Genomic DNA, 19,813 nt, shown 5'->3' with positions numbered 1-19,813 from the left:
ATACAAATACATTTTAGCTGCTGTTTTGGATTAAGCGCTCCCCTTCAACTGCTTCGTTTTTTTTCTATGTCATAACTTCTTTCTTTCCTCTATACCTCTACTATAAACTCATCCGCAGAGTCAGTTCACACATCGGGTATTGCAAACTATTTTTCATTACTTACCCTACTTTGGGCATAAAAGCCACACTATAAGTCAGCAGATTCCCTAACTAGAACTCACCTGCATGCCCGACATTCCTTTTCTGTTAACCGGTACAAATTACGATCTGAAGTACTTTCTGCAAGTCGAACCTTACTCATAAGGCAATGCGTCTGTCATTGGGCTTTGTGCGCGGTTGCCCTCACAACAATACTCGTTACACACTGCTTTTTACACCCCAAAGCACATCTGTATTTCTCATATAAAAGACTGTCTTTCCGTTTAAGATCTGCCGAACAGGCTGCACCTGCCCGATCATCCAGGAAAACTTTTCAAAAATCTATGATGATTTGTCCTTTAAAGTTTTACATTGCCCCGAATTACAGTGATTATTACACAGGATACATCTGGATAAATTAAAAAATTTTCAAATCAAAATAAAAAAACCATCAGTTGCGGCTGATGGTTTTTTGTTTATTAAGCTTTTCTTGTAGACTCTCGTTCTTTCAGTTTTGTTTTGATAACGATTGTTTCATAGTCTGATGTTTCTCCTTCCGGCTCTTCTAATCTTTGAATTAGTCTTTTGGCAGCGACCTCTCCAATCTCAATTCCGTGCTGACTTACTGTTGTTAAACTTGGCGACAAACGTCTTGAAGCTAAAATTCCATCGGCAAAACCTATAATTGAAATATCTTCAGGAACCTTATATCCTTTTTTCAGACTTACCCGTAATGCGGCCACTGAATCATTTTCATCCAAAGCAAAAATTGCATCTATTTTATGTTCAAAAATGCCATCAATTTTACTCTTCATATCTTCTTCAGAATCGGTACGAAGAATTATATTCTCGTTTACCGGAATATTATTGTCTGCTAATGCTTTTAAGTAACCGTCGGCTCTTAATTTTCCAACACTTAAATTGTCTACGGATGAAATCAGAGCAATATTTTTACATCCCAAATCAATTAAATGCTGTGTTGAATTTAAAGCAGAATCAAAATCGTCGACTATTACTTTGTCACATTCTACTCCATCAGCTATTCTGTCAAACATCACAATAGGTGTTCCATCAGCAATGATCGCCGAAAAATGACCATAATCTTCTAATTTTTGCGCTTCTTCAGATACTGACAATATAAATCCGTCAATCGTTCCGTTGCTTAACATTTCAAGCGTATGAACTTCTTTTTCCAGAGATTCGTTCGAAATACAAGTAATTACATTATATCCTTTTTTATCGGCTACTTTTTCAATACCACTAAAAACCTTTGCAAAAAAGGAGTTTAGTATATTAGGTATAATTACACCTATTGTTTTAGTTTTACGATTCTTTAAATTCAAACCAATAACATTCGGTTTATAATTTTTGAGTTTGGCATACTCCTTAATCTTCACCTTTGTTTGCTCACTAATCTCCGGGCTATCATTTAATGCCTTAGAAACAGTAGATACAGAAACACCGAGTTCCTTCGCAATTTGCTTTAGAGTTGCTTTAGCTTTCATTTAAAAATAAATTTTATGTAATTAATACAAATATAGTAGAATTACCTAAAATAAAACAAAAAACACGTTATCCTATTTAAAATTTCAGAGTGTTTTTTAAAATTAACTTCTTTTTCAAAACCGTAAGCCTTAAAATTTCGTTAATACCTGAATACATGCTTTTAACCTTTTAAAATCCTTGATTATGAAAAACGAAGTTAAAATTCATGAAGTTGACCCTTCATTGAACAACAGAAGGAGCTTTCTAAAGCTCAGCGGCCTTACATTAGTTGGCGCAGGCCTTCTTATGGCCGGGTGTAGCGATAATGACAATGACGATGATATGGAAGACACTACATTGCCCGGAATCAGAAACGGAGTTTTTGATTTAGGGTCCGGTGATTTTGGAGTACTGACCTATGCGTATGCTCTGGAACAGCTGGAAGCCGATTTTTATACTAAAGTCGTAAACTCAACAAGCTTTAATGTCACTTTTAATCCTATCGAACGCCAGGTATTAACAGATTTGTATCATCATGAAGTAATTCATAGGGATTTTTTCAAGGCTGCTTTAACCGGAGCGCTTCCTGACCCAAGTTCGCAACTGCTTCCCTCCTTGGCTTTTAATTATGGCTCTTTAAATTTCAACAGCCGTACTGAGGTTCTTGCCACAGCAAAAGCTCTTGAAGATACCGGAGTTGCTGCTTATAACGGAGCAGGAAAACTAATCAAAAGTGCTGATTATTTACTTTTAGCCGGAAAAATTGTTTCGGTAGAAGCCAGACATGCCTCAGCCATCAGAAGCTTAATCAATCCTAACTCTAAGGATTTTGCCGGAGATGATATTGTAAACGCAAGCACCGGTTTGGATGTTGCTCAGGATCCTTCAAAAATTCTACCAATTGCAGGAGGCTTCATTACCACAAAATTCACAGCCAAATATTTACCTTAATCTTAACAAGCTAAAACTTAGAAATTATGAATATTTTAAAATTTATAGAAACGTTTACTGATGATAGCTTGATGAGAAGCACTGGTTCAAGAAGAGACAGTTTTAATCAGTTTGGAAGTATTGGAAAAACACTGGCTTATGCATCAATCCCTTTCGGATTATCCGCAATGGCCAATAAAGCATTAGCAAAAGACATTACCGCAACTCCTGCAACTCCTATTGGAGCCTTGCAATTTGCCTTAACTTTAGAATATCTGGAAAACGAATTTTATGCTATGGCATTAGATTCCGGAGTAATTCCGGCATCAGAAAATGGAGGAAGAGATCGAAAAGTTTTTGAACAAATAGCTGCGCATGAATCTGACCACGTTAAGTTTTTGATTGCGGGACTGGGCGGACCAGCAAGTGCAAACTTTGTGGCTAAACCAACTTTTGACTTTACCGTTGGAGGAGCTTTTGACCCGTTTCATGACTACCCAACCTTTTTAGCATTAGCACAAGCCTTTGAAGACACGGGCGTTAGAGCCTACAAAGGTCAGGCAGCAAATTTAATCACTACACCTGATTTATTGACTGCCGCATTACAAATTCACTCTGTAGAAGCCCGTCATGCTTCTGAAGTACGACGCTTAAGAGGATTAAAAGGATGGATTTCTAACAGTGAGAGAGGTGCAGGAATGCCCGCCGCAACACAAGCGGTCTATGATGGCGAAGGCGTTACTGTACAGGCAAGATTCAATACCGCAGCTGCTTTTGGAGCTTCTGCAGGATCAGAAGCTTATGATGAACCACTTACCACACAACAGGTCGTTGATATTGCAAATATATTTATTGTTTAGTACAAATAATTCTAAATATTGAACCATCTTTACACTACTTGTGAAGGTGGTTTTTTTTTATAGTTTAAAATTGAAAACTGATGCGCTGATTTTCAGCAGATAAAATATTCTTTTCAGGTATTTGGTTTTAAAATAATTAATTGTACTTTTGCATCCCCTTTATTGGGGATGGAATGTTTAATTAAAATAATATTATGGACGCATTAAGCTACAAAACGGTTTCAGCTAACAAAGCCACTGTAACTAAAGAGTGGATTGTTGTTGACGCTGAAGGTCATAACTTAGGACGTCTTGCTTCAAAGGTTGCAATGATCTTAAGAGGTAAGTACAAACCAAGTTACACACCGCACGTTGACTGTGGAGATAACGTAATTGTTATCAACTCAGAAAAAATTAACCTTACAGGTACAAAAATGAATGACAAAATTTACATGCGTCATACAGGTTACCCAGGAGGACAAAGAACTTTAACTGCTAAAGTATTGCAATCTAAAAATCCTGCATTATTAGTAGAAAAAGCTGTAAAAGGAATGTTACCTAAAAACAAATTAGGAGCTGAACTTTTTAGAAATCTAAATGTTGTTGTAGGTGCTGAGCATACTCACGGAGCTCAAAAACCTAGAACTGTTAACCTAAACGATCTTAAGTAATGGGAGTTATTCACAAAATCGGTAGAAGAAAAACCGCTGTTGCACGTGTATATGTTTCTGAAGGAACAGGAAAAATCACTGTAAACAAAAAAGAATTCGCAACTTACTTTCCAACTGCAACTTTACAATACAAAGTTTTACAACCATTATCTATGACAGAAAATGCTAGTAACTTTGATGTAAAAGTAAACGTTTACGGAGGTGGTTCAACTGGTCAGGCAGAAGCTGTAAGAATGGCATTAGCACGTGTAATGTGTGAAGTAAACATCGAAAACAGAGCTATCTTGAAACCAGAAGGTTTATTAACAAGAGATCCAAGAATGGTTGAACGTAAGAAATTCGGTCAGAAGAAAGCTCGTAAGAGATTCCAATTCTCTAAACGTTAATATTACCTGTCTTGTACATTTGGTACAGGACACTATCAATTATTTATTGAAATTAAAAAACACAGTTGTTGTTGCTCTCCTATCGAGGTAGGAAATAGTTTAGCATCTAAATGGGTTAAGCGATTATAAAGATTGAAAGATTAAAAAGGTTGAAAGATTGAAAAATCTAAAAATCTAAAATCTAAAATCTAAAATCCAAAAAGACACATTGCTAATCAACAGAACGTAAACTAGTACAAAAATGGCAAACAAAATAGAAGTAAAAGAATTACTAGAAGCAGGTGTTCACTTCGGACACATGACTAGAAAATGGGATCCAAACATGGCTCCTTACATTTATATGGAGCGTAATGGTATTCACATTATCAATCTATATAAAACTGCAGCTAAAATTGAAGAAGCTAATGAAGCTTTGAAAAAAATCGCTGCATCAGGTAGAAAAATCTTATTCGTAGCTACCAAAAAACAAGCAAAAGACATCGTTGCTGATAAAGCAAAAGCTGCAAACATGCCTTACATCACTGAAAGATGGCCAGGTGGAATGCTAACGAACTTCGTAACTATCAGAAAGGCAGTTAAAAAAATGTCTTCTATCGATAAAATGAAGAAAGATGGTACTTTCATGACGTTATCTAAAAAAGAGCGTTTGCAAGTTGATCGTTTACGTGCTAAATTAGAGAAAAACTTAGGTTCAATCGCTGATATGTCTAGACTACCTGCAGCATTGTTCGTAGTAGATATCAAAGCTGAACATATCGCAATAAAAGAAGCACAAAAATTAAACATTCCAGTTTTCGCAATGGTTGATACGAATTCTGACCCAAGAGAGGTTGATTACGTAATTCCAGCAAATGATGATGCTTCTAAATCAATTGACAAAATTTTATCTTTAGTGACTACTGCAGTAATCGAAGGTCTTTCTGACAGAGGTTCTGAAAAAGAAGTTGAAGTAGCTGAAGAAGCTGCTCCTGCTGCTGAGGCTGAGGCTGCTCCTGCAACTGAAGAATAAATCAAATTTTAAATTCCAAATTTTAAATTCCAAATTCCAAATACAAAATTAAAAACGTTATGTTGATAATTTAATAAAATTGGAGTTTGGGATTTAGAAGATGGAATTTTTACTTTTAACATTAAAATTCAAAATATTATGGCAACAATTACTGCTGCAGACGTAAATAAATTAAGACAATCTACAGGTGCCGGAATGATGGACTGTAAAAAAGCTTTAGTTGAAGCTGAAGGAGATTTCGATAAAGCTATACAAATCCTTAGAGAAAAAGGACAAAAAGTTGCTGCTAACCGTTCTGACCGTGAGTCTTCTGAAGGAGCTGCTGTTTCTTTTATTAATGCAGACAACACTAAAGGAGCTATCATCACTTTAAACTGTGAAACTGACTTCGTAGGTAAAAATGAAGCTTTCGTAACTTTAGCTAAAGATTTAGTTGAAAAAGCGATCAACTTCTCTTCTAAAGAAGAATTTTTAGCTTCAGATTTCAATGGAATTACTGTTGCTGAAAAATTAATCGAGCAAACTGGTGTTATCGGTGAGAAAATCGAAATCGGTGGTTTTGAAATTTTAGAAGGTGCTTTCGTTGGATCTTATGTTCACGTTAACAAAATTGCTGCATTAACTGCAATTTCTACTGCAATTCCTAACGCTGACGTTTTAACTAAAGATGTTTCTATGCAAGTTGCTTCTATGGGAGCTGATACATTATCTTACAAAGATTTTGATCCTGCTTTCGTTGAATCTGAACTTGCTGCTCGTATTGCTGTAATCGAAAAAGATAATGAAGAAGCAAAACGTTTAGGAAAAACTTTAAAAAATGTTCCTAAATACATCTCTTTCTCTCAATTAACTGAAGAAGTTTTAAAACAAGCTGAAGAAGATGCTAAAGCTGAATTAAAAGCTGAAGGTAAACCAGAGCAAATTTGGGACAAAATTATCCCTGGAAAAGTTCAACGTTTCATTTCTGACAACACTACTTTAGATCAAGAAAAAGCATTACTAGATCAAAACTTCATCAAAGATGACAGTAAAAAAGTTGGTGATTACGTTAAAGGATTCAACGTTGAGATCACAGGTTTCAAAAGAGTTACTTTAGGTTAATATATTATTTCAATATTTAAAAAGCCCGAATATTAATTTATTCGGGCTTTTTTTTATGCGAAATGTTTATTTGTGAGATGTGAGATGTAAAAGGTGAGAAAGTTAGAATAGTGCCCTGAATCTATTTCATCTTCAGAGCAACTCGATTATTTCGTAAACCTCAAGTTTTCCTCTAATTCCATCGCACCTTTTACATTTCACATTCCAAATCTAACTATTTACTTCTTGATCGGAAAATTTCTGGCTCTCATCAAAGCATCTGATTTCGGAGCTCTTCCTCTAAAGTTTTCATAGGCTTTCTCCTGATCAATCGTGTTTCCAACACTAAAAACACTTTCGTAAAGACGTTTTGCTACTGCTTTATCATAAGCCCCTTTTCCTTCTGTAAAAGCTTCCCAGGCATCAGCATTGATCACGTCTGCCCATAAATAACTGTAATATCCTGCTGAATAACCATCTCCTGAAAAGATATGTCCAAATTGCGGAATTCTATGACGCATTACAATTTCTGACGGCATATGAAGTGCATCTAAAGTCTCTTTTTCAAATTTATGAGGATCAATAGTAGTGGTAGCCAAATGAAGCTTCATATCAATCAAGGAGCTCGAAATGGTTTCTACAGTTGAAAAACCTTCCCCAAAATTAGCTGCTCTTTCAATTCTGTCAACCAAAGCTTTCGGTAATGGCTCACCCGTTTTGTAATGTAATGCAAACTTGTTTAGTACTTCCGGAGTCGCTAACCAATGCTCTAATAATTGAGAAGGGAACTCAACATAATCACGAGCTACAGAAGTTCCTGCTAAACTTGGATAAGTTACATTTGAACACAATCCGTGAAGCGCGTGTCCAAACTCATGAAACAAAGTTGAAGCATCTTCCCAGGAGATTAAAATAGGCTCGTTTGGAGCTCCTTTTACAAAGTTACAGTTGTTAGACACAATCGTCAACACCTCTCCATCCATTCGCTCCTGATTGCGATAAGCGTTCATCCAGGCTCCTGAACGCTTGCCTGCACGTGCATAAGGGTCAAAATACCATAAACCAACTGTTTTACCTGTCAATTTATTACTTACTTCCCAAACACGAACGTCAGGATGATAAACCGGCACATTTGTGATTTGCTTAAAATTCAAATTAAACAATTCGCCCGCTACCCAAAACATTCCTTCTCTTAATTTTTCCAACTGTAAATACGGTTTAACTTCATTCTGATCTAAATCGTACTTCGCTTTTCTAACTTTTTCAGCATAATAACGGTAATCCCATGGCTGAATTTTGAATTTACCTCCTTCTGCATCTACAATCTTTTGCATTTCTGCTACATCTTCACGCACTTTTTCAACTGCAGGTTCCCATACAGAAAGCATTAAATCTAAAGTTTTCTGAGGATCCTTTGCCATTTTGTTCGATAAACTCCAATGGGCAAAAGTAGGGAAACCTAATAATTTAGCTTTTTTCGTTCGTAATTCTAAAATAGAAACCAATGTCGAATTGTTATCATTCGCATTTCCATTATCACCACGTTTTACAAAAATATCAAATGCTTTTTCCCTTAAATCTCTGCGTGTCGAGAAAGTCAGGAAAGGCTCAATTGATGAACGTGTATTAGCAATACACCCCATAACATTCAGTTTTCTGTCTTTAGCTTCAGCAATAGCTGCTTTCTTAACCTCTTCAGGCAGTCCGTCAAAATCACTTTCTGTTTTCAATTCCACATATTGATTTTGTTCTTCCGCCAATAAGTTCTGACTAAAACGGGTAAAAAGTGACGCCAGCTCTTTATTTATCGCGGCCACTTTCTCTTTATCCGCTTCATTTAACTTTGCTCCCTGACGAACAAAATTTGTATAATACAACCAGATCAGACGCTGTTGTTCCTTGGTTAGTTTTTTACTCTCTTTAGAATTATAGAGCGTTTCAACTCTTGTAAAAAGCTTTTTATTCTGATTGATTTTATCACTAAACTCAGAGAACTTAGGAGACATTTCTCTGTCAATAGCGCTAAATTCAGGACTGCTTAAATTAGATCTGTAAATTCCGTAAACAGTAGAAATTCTGTCCATTGTTTCTCCTGAACGCTCCATAGCAGCAATCGTATTATCAAAAGTTGGCGCTTTTGGATTGTTAGCAATAGCCTCTATTTGGTTTAGTTTTTCCTGAATCGCAAATTCAATTGCCGGTTTAAACTGCGAAACTTTATACTCATTAAAAGCAGGGACACCGCCGTAGGGACCTGTCCATTTTTGAACCAGCGGATTGTCCGGGATGGTCTGTGCGTTAGCCGCAAATAAGGTTGTTCCCATGAGAAAAATTGTCATTAATTTTTTCATTATCGTTGATTTGTTTTAAAATTAGGTTATCATTCCAAATGTAACTAAAAATCAGTATTCATTTGGAAATTTTAACTTTGGAATCCTCTAAAAACTACCCTTTAATTTAAATATTCCGCTAAAAAGTTATAGAGAAATAGTTTAAATTTGAAACATCATTAACCGAACCACATGTTTAAAACCCGTAGAGAAATTGTTTTTGTAATTCTGGCTGGCATCTTTATAACCAATGCTGTTGTAGCCGAACTTATTGGAGGAAAATTAATCCAGATTGGACCATTTGTAATGAGCATTGGTATTTTACCCTGGCCGATTGTCTTTCTAACAACCGATTTAATCAATGAATATTTTGGTGAAAAAGGAGTCAAAAAACTGTCCTTTATAACAGCCTGTTTAATTGCTTATGCTTTTCTGATCTTATTTATGGCTATTGTGATACCCGCCGCCAAAGGAATCAGCCCTGTTAATGACGAACAATTTAAGGCGGTTTTTGGACAAAGTATGTGGATCATCGTAGGTAGTTTAATTGCCTTTATGGCTTCTCAGTTGATCGATGTCTGGATCTTTTGGTTTTTCAAAAGACGTACCGGAGAGCGAAAAATATGGCTCAGAACCACAGGATCAACTGTAATCTCACAATTGTTTGATTCTTTTATCGTACTTGGAATTGCCTTTTGGTTACCCGGAAAAATTGATTTCGATACTTTTATTTCATCAGGATTAACAGGTTACATTTTCAAACTATCCGTAGCGGTTTTACTGACACCGGCTATTTATGCAGGACATCACCTGATTAAGAAATATTTAGACAAAGATCCTGAACACGAAAAATCCAAACACTTAAACAATGGAGAGTAAAAATCTAGTACGCTGCGGCTGGTGTTCTTCCAGTGATTTATATAAAAAATATCATGATGAAGAATGGGGTGTTCCTATTTATGATGATCCGTCTATATTCGAATTTTTAATTTTAGAAACCTTTCAGGCAGGTTTAAGCTGGATTACCATTTTAAATAAAAGAGAGAATTTCAGAGCCGCTTTTGATCATTTCGATTATAAAAAAATTGCCCAATATCCGGAAGAAAAAATAGAGTCTTTGCTACAGGATACGGGAATTGTTCGCAACAAACTTAAAATTCGTGCTACTGTTTCAAACGCACAGGCATTCCTGAAAGTACAGGAAGAATTTGGCACTTTCTCTGACTATATTTGGAAATTTGTCAACGGAAAACCGATCGACAACAATCCAAGAACATTAAAAGACGTCCCTGCTACTACTCCAATTTCGGACGAAATTAGTAAAGATTTAAAAAAAAGAGGCTTCAAGTTTGTCGGATCAACCGTGATTTACGCTCATATGCAGGCTACAGGAATGGTTAACGATCATGTTGAAGACTGCTTTGTCCGAAAGGGGAAATAGTTTTAGTCACGATCTCAGTCGCAGTCGCAGTTTTCAGTTTATAAAACCTAATGTTTTTAAGTGAAAGACTGAAAACTGCGACTGAAAACTGAAAACTTTAAAAAAAACATTATATTTGCTTCACACTTTAGGGGTGTCTGCAATTTTGCAGGCTGAGATTTTACCCTCTGAACCTGATCTAGCTCACACTAGCGTAGGGAAAAGTAAGATGACTTCTGCGCGCATTTCTATGCGCGATTGTAGCCATTCCTAAAGTATAACTACATACTAAACTTAAAGGAATGGAACTAAAAATCAACCAACAAATCAAAAAATTCGATGCTGAATCGTTAAGCATTCAGTCATTGCTCAATCTCGAAATTCCCAACAAACAAAACGGAATCGCCGTTGCTATCAACAATACTGTTGTTCCAAAATCCAACTGGAACCAACAACTCGTATCCGAAACTGACGAAATTCTAATTATTTCTGCTACACAAGGGGGATGAAATTTCAATTTTTTCAAATCCCAAAAACCCAAATTCCAATTGTCAAGTAAGAAGTAGACGCACTGCTGTGCCCCTCTACAATCGACAATTACATTTTCACCTCTTACATTTCACATCTCACAAAATACAACTACAAGCTATGACTACAGAAGAACAAATTTCCAGAACCCCGTTTCCTAATTCTAAAAAAGTTTACATCAACGGAGAAATACACCCCATCAAAGTGGCCATGCGCGAGATTCATCTAAGTGACACCAAACTTTCAAATGGCGGAATTGAAAAAAATCCTCCCGTAACGGTTTATGATACCTCAGGTCCCTATACTGATCCTAATATTGAAATCGATATTAGAAAAGGTCTTCCAAGACTAAGAGAACAATGGATTTTAGATCGAAATGATGTCGAAATTCTGAATGAAATCACTTCAGATTACGGACAAAGCCGATTGAAAGACGAAAGTTTAAATCATCTTCGATTTGAGTATTTACATCAGCCTAAAAGAGCTAAAAAGGGCGCTAATGTTTCACAATTATATTACGCCAAACAAGGCATTATCACTCCTGAGATGGAATATATTGCTATTCGTGAGAACCAACGAATAGAGCTTTTAAACGAACAAACCAAAGCGATGCAATGTCAGCACGGCGGTCATAGTTTTGGGGCTAACACCCCTAAAAGTAAAATCACTCCCGAATTTGTTCGCAGCGAAGTAGCTTGCGGAAGAGCCATTATCCCCAACAACATTAATCATCCTGAAAGTGAGCCTATGATCGTTGGCCGCAACTTTTTGGTTAAGATAAACGCTAACATTGGCAATAGCGCCGTGACTTCGAGTATTGAAGAAGAAGTAGAAAAAGCAGTCTGGGCCTGCCGTTGGGGTGCAGATACGATTATGGACTTATCAACGGGTAAAAACATTCACGAAACCCGAGAGTGGATTATCCGTAACTCTCCTGTTCCAATCGGTACCGTTCCGATTTATCAGGCTTTAGAAAAAGTAAAAGGAATTGCCGAAGATTTAACCTGGGAAGTTTTTCGTGACACTTTAATTGAACAGGCTGAGCAAGGTGTTTCTTATTTTACGATTCATGCCGGAGTACTGTTACGTTATATTCATTTGACTGCCGATCGCGTTACCGGAATTGTTTCGCGTGGCGGATCTATCATGGCCAAATGGTGCTTGTTTCACCATAAAGAAAACTTTTTGTACACTCATTTTGAGGAAATCTGCGAAATCATGAAACAATATGACGTGGCTTTTTCTCTTGGAGATGGTTTACGTCCGGGTTCTATTGCAGATGCCAACGATGCAGCGCAATTTGCAGAGCTGGAAACCCTCGGAGAATTGACTAAAATTGCCTGGAAACACGATGTTCAGGTTTTCATTGAAGGTCCCGGTCACGTTCCGATGCACATGATTAAAGAAAATATGGACAAACAACTGGAACATTGTCATGAAGCACCTTTTTATACTTTAGGCCCACTAACGACAGACATTGCACCGGGTTACGACCACATTACCTCTGCCATTGGAGCCGCAATGATTGGCTGGTACGGCTGCGCGATGTTGTGTTATGTTACTCCAAAGGAACACCTTGGTTTACCTAACAAAAAAGATGTGAAAGATGGTGTAATCACCTATAAAATTTCAGCACATGCTGCCGATCTTGCCAAAGGTCATCCGGGAGCACAATACCGCGACAATGCTTTAAGTAAGGCCCGTTTTGAATTCCGTTGGGAAGACCAGTTCAATTTAGCCCTTGACCCTGATACGGCCCGAGAGTTTCACGATGAAACCCTTCCTGCCGATGGTGCAAAAGTCGCTCATTTTTGTTCAATGTGTGGTCCTAAATTCTGCTCTATGAAGATCTCTCAGGAAATTCGTGATGTAGCCGCGGCCGAAAAAGGCATGCAAGAGAAATCAGAAGAGTTTATTGAACAGGGGAAAGAGATTTACATATAAGCACACATATTGGTCTTTAGTGATTAGTTACTAGTCCTTAGCCTTACTCTACCGAATAAAATCGAAAAACAACTAATAACTAATAACTAATAACTAATAACTAATAACTAATAACTAATAACTAATAACTAATAACTAATAACTAATAACTAATAACTCCTCTATGATCGTAATTACCAATCCTTCTGCTATAGCAAATGAAATCAGCATTCTGGATTCTTTATTTGAAGAAGGATTGGCTTTGCTTCATATCAGGAAACCTGATTTTTCCGAAATTGAAATGGCAACATTTATTCATCAAATAAAATTAGAGAACAGAAACAAATTGGTTCTGCACAACCATCCTATTCTGGCAGAAGATTTTGGAATTAACAGAATTCATTTTTCGGAAAAGGAAAGAAAAGACAACACTTTAATTTCTTCAGAAGGAAAATCATTTTCGACAGCAACGCATTCAATTGAAGATTTCAATTCCTTATCATCCGCATTCAACTATGCTTTCTTAAGTCCTGTATTTAAAAGTATTTCTAAAGAAGATTATCATCCAAAGACAAACCTGTTTGAAGCTTTAAACTCAAGAACAAATCACAGGACTAAAGTTATTGCTTTAGGAGGAATTGATGCTAAAAACATCCAAAAGACACTCGAAAATGGCTTTGATGATGTGGCTCTTTTAGGAAGTATTTGGAAAAATGAAAACCCTATAAAACAATTCAAATTATGTCAGCAAATCGTCCAATCGCACTTTCGATAGCAGGTTTTGATCCCTCGGGAGGTGCCGGTGTTTTGGCAGATGTCAAAACATTTGAACAGCATCATGTTACTGGATTTGGCATTTTAACCTCCAATACCATTCAAACGGAAGATCAATTTATTGAAATTCAATGGACTGATTTGAGTTTTGTGATTCGTTCTATTGAAACCTTTTTTGATCGTTATAAAATTAGTGCGGTCAAAATTGGAATTATTCCGTCTTTGAATTATCTGAACCACATTCTTTCAACCATAAAAAGAATATCCCCTGGCACTTTAATAGTTTGGGACCCGGTTTTAAAATCGTCAACACAATTTGAATTTATGAGTATTGAAGATCTTTTAGAATTGAATCCTACGTTGTCAAAAATTGATTTAATTACTCCTAACTACAACGAAATTGAAATATTGTTTCCGGGTTTTATTATCAATCAACTTGAGTTTCAGAATAAAATTCCAACAAACATTCTATTAAAAGGCGGACATCATCCTTCGGCAACCGGAACTGATCGTTTGTTTCTGAAAGACGAAATCATCGATCTTCTGCCTTCTGATAAAAAATGCTTCGCAAAACATGGTTCAGGCTGTGTATTATCGGCTGCAATAGCTGCAAATCTTACACGGAATCAATCTCTGGAAGGATCTTGCAGGAATGCGAAAACCTACATAGAAAAATACCTGAATTCCACTCCAACCTTAATCGGACATCATTATGTATCATAAATTACAATATATCTCGCAGGGAAGAACAATAGAAGAACAGCTGTATAATATCCATGAGGCTTTAGATGCCGGCTGCGATTGGGTACAGCTCCGTTTTAAAAATCAAACTGAAAAAGACACTTTTACTCTGGCGGAAGCAGTAAAATTTTTATGTGAAGAGTATCTCGCTAATTTTATTGTAAACGACAATCTGTATCTCACTCAGCAAATCGCCGCAGACGGAGTTCATCTCGGACTATCAGACATGAAAATTGATGAAGCAAGGGCAATACTCGGAAATACTAAAATCATAGGAGCAACAGCCAACACTTATGAAGACATTGAAAATCACATCAAAAACGGCTGCGATTATATTGGTTTGGGGCCCTTTCGTTTTACAACAACCAAAGAAAAACTAAGTCCAATTCTGGGATTGTCAGGTTATTTTAAAATTATTCAGAATCTAAAACGCAATAAACTGGAGATTCCTGTTTATGCCATTGGAGGAATCACTCTGAACGATGTCGCTCCTTTAATGGAAACAGGGATTCATGGAATTGCGATCTCCGGAATGCTTACAGAAAGTAATCAAAAAGAAAAACTCATTCAACAATTAAACGAAAAGTTATATGCAAACGTCATTGTTTAACATAGGAGATAAAACCTTAACCTCCCGTCTATTTTTAGGAACAGGAAAATTTGGTTCGAATCTGGAAATGGAGAATGCTATTTTGGCATCAGAAAGTGAGTTGGTCACTGTAGCACTGAAACGTATCGATCTCGAAACCGAAACGGATGCTATTTTAACACACTTAAATCATCCAAACATTCATTTATTACCCAATACATCGGGAGCACGAAACGCTAAAGAGGCCGTTTTCGCTGCACAATTAGCGAGAGAAGCACTAGAAACAAACTGGCTGAAACTTGAAATTCATCCGGATCCGAAATATCTGATGCCCGATCCGATAGAAACTTTAAAAGCGACAGAAGAACTCGCTAAACTTGGTTTTTTTATCCTGCCATACATCCATGCCGATCCCGTTTTATGCAAACATTTGGAGAGTGCCGGAACAACCGCTGTTATGCCCTTAGGCTCCCCGATTGGAAGTAATAAGGGTTTAAAAACGATTGATTTTTTAGAGATTATTATCGAACAAAGTAATGTTCCCGTAATCGTCGATGCCGGAATCGGATCTCCGTCTGATGCTGCAAAAGCAATGGAAATGGGTGCAGATGCTGTTTTGGTTAATACCGCAATAGCAGTTGCCGGAAATCCGACATTAATGGCCGAAGCCTTTAAAGAAGCGGTAATCGCGGGCCGGAAAGCCTTTGAAGCTAAAATTGCTCCTCAACAGAATTATGCCATGGCTTCAAGTCCTTTGACCTCTTTTTTATATGAGTAGACTAAACAATTTAACCGCAAAGTTCGCAAAGAAAAGCGCTAAGAACGCAAAGCTTTGCAAACCTTGCGTAAAACTCCGCGCTCTTTGCGGTTAAAAACTATGAAAACATTCAAATCGGTTTTTGAGAATTATGATTGGAATACTATTCAATCTAAAATATATCAAACCACATCAAAAGATGTAGAACACTCTTTGTTTAAAACCAAACGAAATCTCGATGATTTTTTAGCTCTGATTTCTCCTGCCGCACAAAACTATCTGGAGCAGATGGCACAAAAATGCCATGAAATTACCAAAAAACGTTTTGGCAAAACCATACAAATGTATGCTCCTTTATATCTCAGCAACGAATGCCAAAACATTTGCACCTATTGCGGATTTAGTTTAGACAATAAAATCAAACGAAAAACCCTCTCTGATGCTGAGATAAAAATTGAAGTAGAAGCTTTAAAAGAGATTGGTTTTGACCATGTTTTATTGGTGACTGGTGAGGCTAATTATACCGTAAACATTAATTACTTCCTAAATGCAATTGCCTTAATACGTAAAGAATTCTCTATTATTTCTGTGGAAGTCCAACCGCTTTCAACCGAAGATTATGAACGTTTGCATCAGGCTGGTGTTTATTCGGTTTTGGTATATCAGGAGACCTACCATCAGGAAGTATATAAAAAATACCATACGAAAGGCAAAAAATCAAATTTTGATTATAGACTCGAAACACCTGACCGTATTGGTACAGCCGGAATTCATAAAATGGGATTGGGGGTTTTACTGGGGCTGGAAGACTGGCGAACCGACAGCTTTTTTAATGCGTTACATCTGGATTATCTTCAAAAAAAATACTGGCAGACTAAATATTCGGTTTCCTTTCCGAGACTCCGCCCGGCAGAAGGCATTATTGAACCTAATTTTATTATGGACGATAAAGATCTGACACAACTCATTTGTGCCTATCGTTTGTGGAATGAGGATTTGGAAATTTCAATCTCGACACGTGAGAATGAGAAATTCAGAAACCATATTATCCCTATCGGTGTGACCAGTATGAGTGCAGGCTCTAAAACCAATCCCGGTGGTTATGTTGTTGATCCGCAATCTCTCGAGCAATTCGAAATCAGCGACGAACGTTCTGCCAAAGAAATTGCACAAATTATAACGAATTCAGGCTATGAACCTGTCTGGAAAGACTGGGACAAAAGCTACTGTTAAAAAAATTCCAAAATTTAAATTCCAAATTCCAACAATCTAAAATCTAAAATCTAAAATCAACAATCTAAAATTAGAAAATGAGCATTATACAGGAATTTTTACGCTACAACAGGCAAACCATTCTTCCCGAAATTGGTGACGAAGGTCAGGAGAAACTTAAAAAGGCCAAAGTTTTAGTAATTGGTGCCGGCGGTTTAGGCTGTCCCATTTTACAATATATTGCTACAGCGGGAGTTGGTTTTATTGGTATTATGGACTTTGACACTATCGAGATCCATAATCTTCACCGACAAATTTTATATACCGAGAAAGAAATTGGTCAACTTAAAGCTGTTGTTGCAAAAGAAGTGGTTTCTAAACTCAATCCATTAATAAAAGTCGAAGCCATAGTTGAAAAATTAACTCCGGAAAATGCCAGACAGATTATTGAACAATACGATATTGTAGTCGATGGTTCGGATAATTTTACCACACGCTATTTGGTTAACGATACCTGTGTGGCACTGCAAAAAACTTTGGTCTATGGTAGTATCTTAAAATTTGAAGGACAAATTGCCGTTTTTAACCATAAGGGCAGTAAAAATTTACGCGATTTATTTCCTGAAATGCCGGATCCGAAGGATGTTCCGAATTGCAATCTCAATGGTGTTTTAGGAACATTACCCGGAATTATTGGCACGATGATGGCGCATGAAACGCTCAAAATAATTTTGGAATTACCCACTTTAAACAATGAACTGGTACTCTTTAATACGATACACTGGAATTTTACCAAACTTAATTTCTAACCAACCATCTCGTCCTCATAAAATCCTTTACACAAGTTGAAGTAGATTCTTTCATTCCTTTTTTAAGATAGCTATAAACTCCTCGCGATCAATCTCACGACAGCCTAAACTTTCTAAATGGGAATTGTAAACCTGACAATCCAAGAGTTGGTAGTTCCCTTCTTTTAAATAATTTACCAAAGCTATGAAAGCTACTTTTGATGCATTCGAGACTTTCGAAAACATACTTTCACCACAAAAAACATGCCCCAAATCGATCCCATACAAACCTCCAACGAGAACGTCATCCTGCCAAACCTCGACAGATTTTGCGATTCCCTGCTTGTTAAGTTCACAATAGGCATCAATCATTTCGTTTGAAATCCAGGTTCCGTCTTGTCCTTCCCGTTTTATTTTTTGACAATTCGAAATCACCTCTCTAAAACTTTCATTAAAAGTAACCGTGAATTGTTTTCTATTCAGAACATTACGCATGCTTTTTGACACAATCAATTCCTCTAAAAACAAAACCATTCTGGGATCCGGTGACCACCAAAGAATAGGCTCTCCTTCATTAAACCAGGGAAAAATCCCGCTTTGATAAGCCAATTTCAGTCTTTCCGGATCTAAGTCTCCGCCAATAGCAAGAATTCCTTCTTCATCGGCTTCTGAAACGGGTGGAAAGAACAACTCGTTAAATACGTAATACATTTAAAAAAAATCAATTATAAAATTCCAAATTCCAGGATTGTGTTTCAACCTTTCCTTTTTCAGAGTTGACAAACTACTGCACTAAATTTTCATACAAAAACAAATTCCAAATCCCAATTACACCTTTTATGAATTGGAATTTGGAATTTATTTTTGAAGTTTAAACGATCTTAGAACGGTAAATCGTCCGGTTCGTCTTCGTTTAAATTAGTTGCAGGTGCAAAAGCTTCTGCAGCTGGCATTGGAGGCGTTTGTCCAGGACCTTCTGGTGCCAGTCTTTCGATTCTCCAACCTTGAATACTATTGAAATATCTGGTTTCTCCTTGTGGATTAACCCATTCTCTTCCTCTTAAATTGATAGAAACTTTTACTGCCTCACCTTGTTTGTAGCTACTTAATAAATCGCATTTATCTTGCGTAAATTCGATCAAAATATGCTGTGGATACTGCTCATCTGTGGTAACAACCAACTCTCTTTTTTTGAATGCAGCACTAACTTGTTGCTCTGGGTTCACCACTTTTACTTTACCTGTAACTTCCATCTTCTTTCTATATTAATTATTGTTTCTATTCTTATTGTTTTGCTAAAAGTACTTTCCAGGCCGATGAAATATCATCTTTATTGAGATATTTTTTGGCTTCCAAATGTACTTTTTCGAGATCGTCCGAGCTTAAAACTCCTTTTACCGAAAAATTTTCTTTCACAAATATACTAACTTCTTCTGTGGTAGGCAAGGCTTCAATGTTCCCTAATTTTCCAAGATCATTCCCATCAAAAACAGGACTTTCTTTAATAAAATCAGGAATTACATCTACTCCTACCCCAAGAGTTGTCAAGGGTTTAGGCACTTCAAAAAGCCCCTGATTCGATCGGGAATACCAATTACTGCCCAATCTTGAAACCAAGTCTATTTTATGCTGATCGATGGCTCCGTTTTCATCTAAAACAGCTTCGCTGATATGAAGCTTAACCACTTCACAAAGAATCAGATTTCCCGCGCCTCCCTGATCTCCCAACGGAATAATCTGAGTGACTTTACATTCAAACTGTACCGGAGACTCTTTTACACGATAAGGTTTTACAAAATCGGACGGGACTTGTGTCAATCCGGCTTTTATAAATTCATTTACACCATCACCATATTCGGTACTGGCTAATGATGTCTGTTGTACCAAATCATAATTCACAACATTTATAACTACTTCGCGGGTTTCCTCAGCGTTAATTAAAGTATGCTTTATGGTATTGTCGCGTACACGTCGTGCCGGTGAAAAAACCAAAATTGGCGGATTGGCACTGAACACATTAAAGAAACTAAATGGGGACAAATTGGGTATTCCCTTAGCACTAATTGTACTAGCAAATGCAATTGGCCTAGGTCCCACAGCACTTTGTAAATAGCCTTGCAATTTGGCCGTTGGTATTTCTTTTGGATCAATACTAATCATATTTTTCTTTTTAAAGGAATCTCATTTCCGTAGCTACAAAAATAGAAAAATC

General features: G+C 36.9%; 21 protein-coding genes and 1 riboswitch. Of the genes, 16 read left to right on the top strand and 5 right to left on the bottom strand.

What is annotated here, in order from left to right; genetic code table 11:
* Window positions 1–618 precede the first annotated feature (618 nt).
* The gene (locus LNQ34_RS11380) at window positions 619–1,644 is read right to left on the bottom strand and encodes a LacI family DNA-binding transcriptional regulator (RefSeq protein WP_202702203.1); all 1,026 of its coding nucleotides are present in this window, start codon (window positions 1,642–1,644) and stop codon (window positions 619–621) included.
* Window positions 1,645–1,828: 184 nt separating this feature from the next.
* Between LNQ34_RS11380 and LNQ34_RS11375 the strand changes: the two genes are divergently transcribed.
* From LNQ34_RS11375 to tsf, 6 genes are all read left to right on the top strand, one after another.
* On the top strand, window positions 1,829–2,575 hold the full coding sequence (locus LNQ34_RS11375) for a ferritin-like domain-containing protein (protein ID WP_017497944.1): 747 nt from the start codon (window positions 1,829–1,831) through the stop codon (window positions 2,573–2,575).
* Window positions 2,576–2,601: 26 nt separating this feature from the next.
* On the top strand, window positions 2,602–3,414 hold the full coding sequence (locus tag LNQ34_RS11370; RefSeq protein WP_229999785.1) for a ferritin-like domain-containing protein: 813 nt from the start codon (window positions 2,602–2,604) through the stop codon (window positions 3,412–3,414).
* Window positions 3,415–3,608: 194 nt separating this feature from the next.
* Window positions 3,609–4,064 carry a 50S ribosomal protein L13 gene (gene rplM / locus LNQ34_RS11365; RefSeq protein WP_017497946.1) on the top strand — a complete coding sequence of 152 codons (456 nt, stop codon included), beginning with the start codon at window positions 3,609–3,611 and terminating at the stop codon, window positions 4,062–4,064.
* The gene (rpsI, locus tag LNQ34_RS11360; RefSeq protein WP_017497947.1) at window positions 4,064–4,450 is read left to right on the top strand and encodes a 30S ribosomal protein S9; all 387 of its coding nucleotides are present in this window, start codon (window positions 4,064–4,066) and stop codon (window positions 4,448–4,450) included. The genes rplM and rpsI overlap by 1 nt, the downstream gene beginning before the upstream one ends.
* 241 nt (window positions 4,451–4,691) lie before the next feature.
* On the top strand, window positions 4,692–5,459 hold the full coding sequence (rpsB, locus tag LNQ34_RS11355; protein WP_017497948.1) for a 30S ribosomal protein S2: 768 nt from the start codon (window positions 4,692–4,694) through the stop codon (window positions 5,457–5,459).
* A 138-nt stretch (window positions 5,460–5,597) separates the two neighbouring features.
* Window positions 5,598–6,560, top strand: a complete 963-nt coding sequence (gene tsf, locus LNQ34_RS11350; RefSeq protein WP_202702205.1) for a translation elongation factor Ts — start codon at window positions 5,598–5,600, stop codon at window positions 6,558–6,560.
* A 218-nt stretch (window positions 6,561–6,778) separates the two neighbouring features.
* Here the strand turns inward: tsf and LNQ34_RS11345 are convergent, their stop codons facing one another.
* On the bottom strand, window positions 6,779–8,890 hold the full coding sequence (locus LNQ34_RS11345; protein ID WP_229999783.1) for a M3 family metallopeptidase: 2,112 nt from the start codon (window positions 8,888–8,890) through the stop codon (window positions 6,779–6,781).
* A 171-nt stretch (window positions 8,891–9,061) separates the two neighbouring features.
* On the opposite strand from LNQ34_RS11345, the gene LNQ34_RS11340 reads away from it, so the two are divergent.
* The 10 genes from LNQ34_RS11340 (at window position 9,062) to LNQ34_RS11295 (ending at window position 17,622) form a co-directional block, all read left to right on the top strand.
* Window positions 9,062–9,748 carry a queuosine precursor transporter gene (locus LNQ34_RS11340; RefSeq protein ID WP_202702207.1) on the top strand — a complete coding sequence of 229 codons (687 nt, stop codon included), beginning with the start codon at window positions 9,062–9,064 and terminating at the stop codon, window positions 9,746–9,748.
* Entirely contained in the window at window positions 9,738–10,310 is a 573-nt protein-coding gene (locus tag LNQ34_RS11335; RefSeq protein ID WP_229999781.1) for a DNA-3-methyladenine glycosylase I, read from the top strand. Before LNQ34_RS11340 ends, LNQ34_RS11335 begins: the two co-directional genes overlap by 11 nt.
* 119 nt (window positions 10,311–10,429) lie before the next feature.
* Window positions 10,430–10,527: riboswitch (TPP riboswitch) on the top strand.
* A 64-nt stretch (window positions 10,528–10,591) separates the two neighbouring features.
* Entirely contained in the window at window positions 10,592–10,798 is a 207-nt protein-coding gene (gene thiS / locus LNQ34_RS11330) for a sulfur carrier protein ThiS (protein WP_229999779.1), read from the top strand.
* A 139-nt stretch (window positions 10,799–10,937) separates the two neighbouring features.
* A complete protein-coding gene (gene thiC / locus LNQ34_RS11325) occupies window positions 10,938–12,761 on the top strand; it encodes a phosphomethylpyrimidine synthase ThiC (RefSeq protein ID WP_070905797.1) in 1,824 nt (607 codons plus the stop codon).
* Between the two features lie 163 nt (window positions 12,762–12,924).
* Window positions 12,925–13,515, top strand: coding sequence for a thiamine phosphate synthase (locus LNQ34_RS11320; protein ID WP_229999777.1), 591 nt, complete (start codon window positions 12,925–12,927; stop codon window positions 13,513–13,515).
* A complete protein-coding gene (locus LNQ34_RS11315; protein ID WP_229999776.1) occupies window positions 13,482–14,237 on the top strand; it encodes a hydroxymethylpyrimidine/phosphomethylpyrimidine kinase in 756 nt (251 codons plus the stop codon). Before LNQ34_RS11320 ends, LNQ34_RS11315 begins: the two co-directional genes overlap by 34 nt.
* Window positions 14,227–14,865: a thiamine phosphate synthase gene (locus tag LNQ34_RS11310; protein WP_202702213.1), complete on the top strand. Its 639-nt coding sequence runs from the start codon at window positions 14,227–14,229 to the stop codon at window positions 14,863–14,865. The genes LNQ34_RS11315 and LNQ34_RS11310 overlap by 11 nt, the downstream gene beginning before the upstream one ends.
* Window positions 14,846–15,622 (top strand): thiazole synthase, encoded by a 777-nt coding sequence (locus LNQ34_RS11305; RefSeq protein ID WP_305038650.1) that lies wholly within the window; start codon window positions 14,846–14,848, stop codon window positions 15,620–15,622. The genes LNQ34_RS11310 and LNQ34_RS11305 overlap by 20 nt, the downstream gene beginning before the upstream one ends.
* Window positions 15,623–15,721: 99 nt before the next feature.
* Window positions 15,722–16,834, top strand: coding sequence for a 2-iminoacetate synthase ThiH (gene thiH / locus LNQ34_RS11300; protein WP_229999775.1), 1,113 nt, complete (start codon window positions 15,722–15,724; stop codon window positions 16,832–16,834).
* A gap of 77 nt (window positions 16,835–16,911) precedes the next feature.
* On the top strand, window positions 16,912–17,622 hold the full coding sequence (locus LNQ34_RS11295) for a HesA/MoeB/ThiF family protein (protein WP_229999774.1): 711 nt from the start codon (window positions 16,912–16,914) through the stop codon (window positions 17,620–17,622).
* Between the two features lie 51 nt (window positions 17,623–17,673).
* On the opposite strand, the gene aat is transcribed toward LNQ34_RS11295, so the two are convergent.
* The 3 genes from aat to LNQ34_RS11280 all read right to left on the bottom strand — a co-directional run bounded on the left by aat (window position 17,674) and on the right by LNQ34_RS11280 (window position 19,761).
* Window positions 17,674–18,312, bottom strand: a complete 639-nt coding sequence (gene aat / locus LNQ34_RS11290) for a leucyl/phenylalanyl-tRNA--protein transferase (RefSeq protein WP_202702216.1) — start codon at window positions 18,310–18,312, stop codon at window positions 17,674–17,676.
* A gap of 170 nt (window positions 18,313–18,482) precedes the next feature.
* Window positions 18,483–18,854 carry a DUF3127 domain-containing protein gene (locus LNQ34_RS11285; RefSeq protein ID WP_017497965.1) on the bottom strand — a complete coding sequence of 124 codons (372 nt, stop codon included), beginning with the start codon at window positions 18,852–18,854 and terminating at the stop codon, window positions 18,483–18,485.
* Between the two features lie 31 nt (window positions 18,855–18,885).
* Window positions 18,886–19,761: a flavin reductase family protein gene (locus LNQ34_RS11280; protein WP_017497966.1), complete on the bottom strand. Its 876-nt coding sequence runs from the start codon at window positions 19,759–19,761 to the stop codon at window positions 18,886–18,888.
* Between the last annotated feature and the right edge of the window lie 52 nt (window positions 19,762–19,813).

It is taken from the genome of Flavobacterium lipolyticum, assembly GCF_020905335.1.
In the GTDB taxonomy this organism is placed as follows: Bacteria; Bacteroidota; Bacteroidia; order Flavobacteriales; family Flavobacteriaceae; genus Flavobacterium; species Flavobacterium lipolyticum.
The sequence above is the reverse complement of the archived record's forward strand: the minus strand, read 5'-3'. Positions and strand labels throughout refer to the sequence as shown.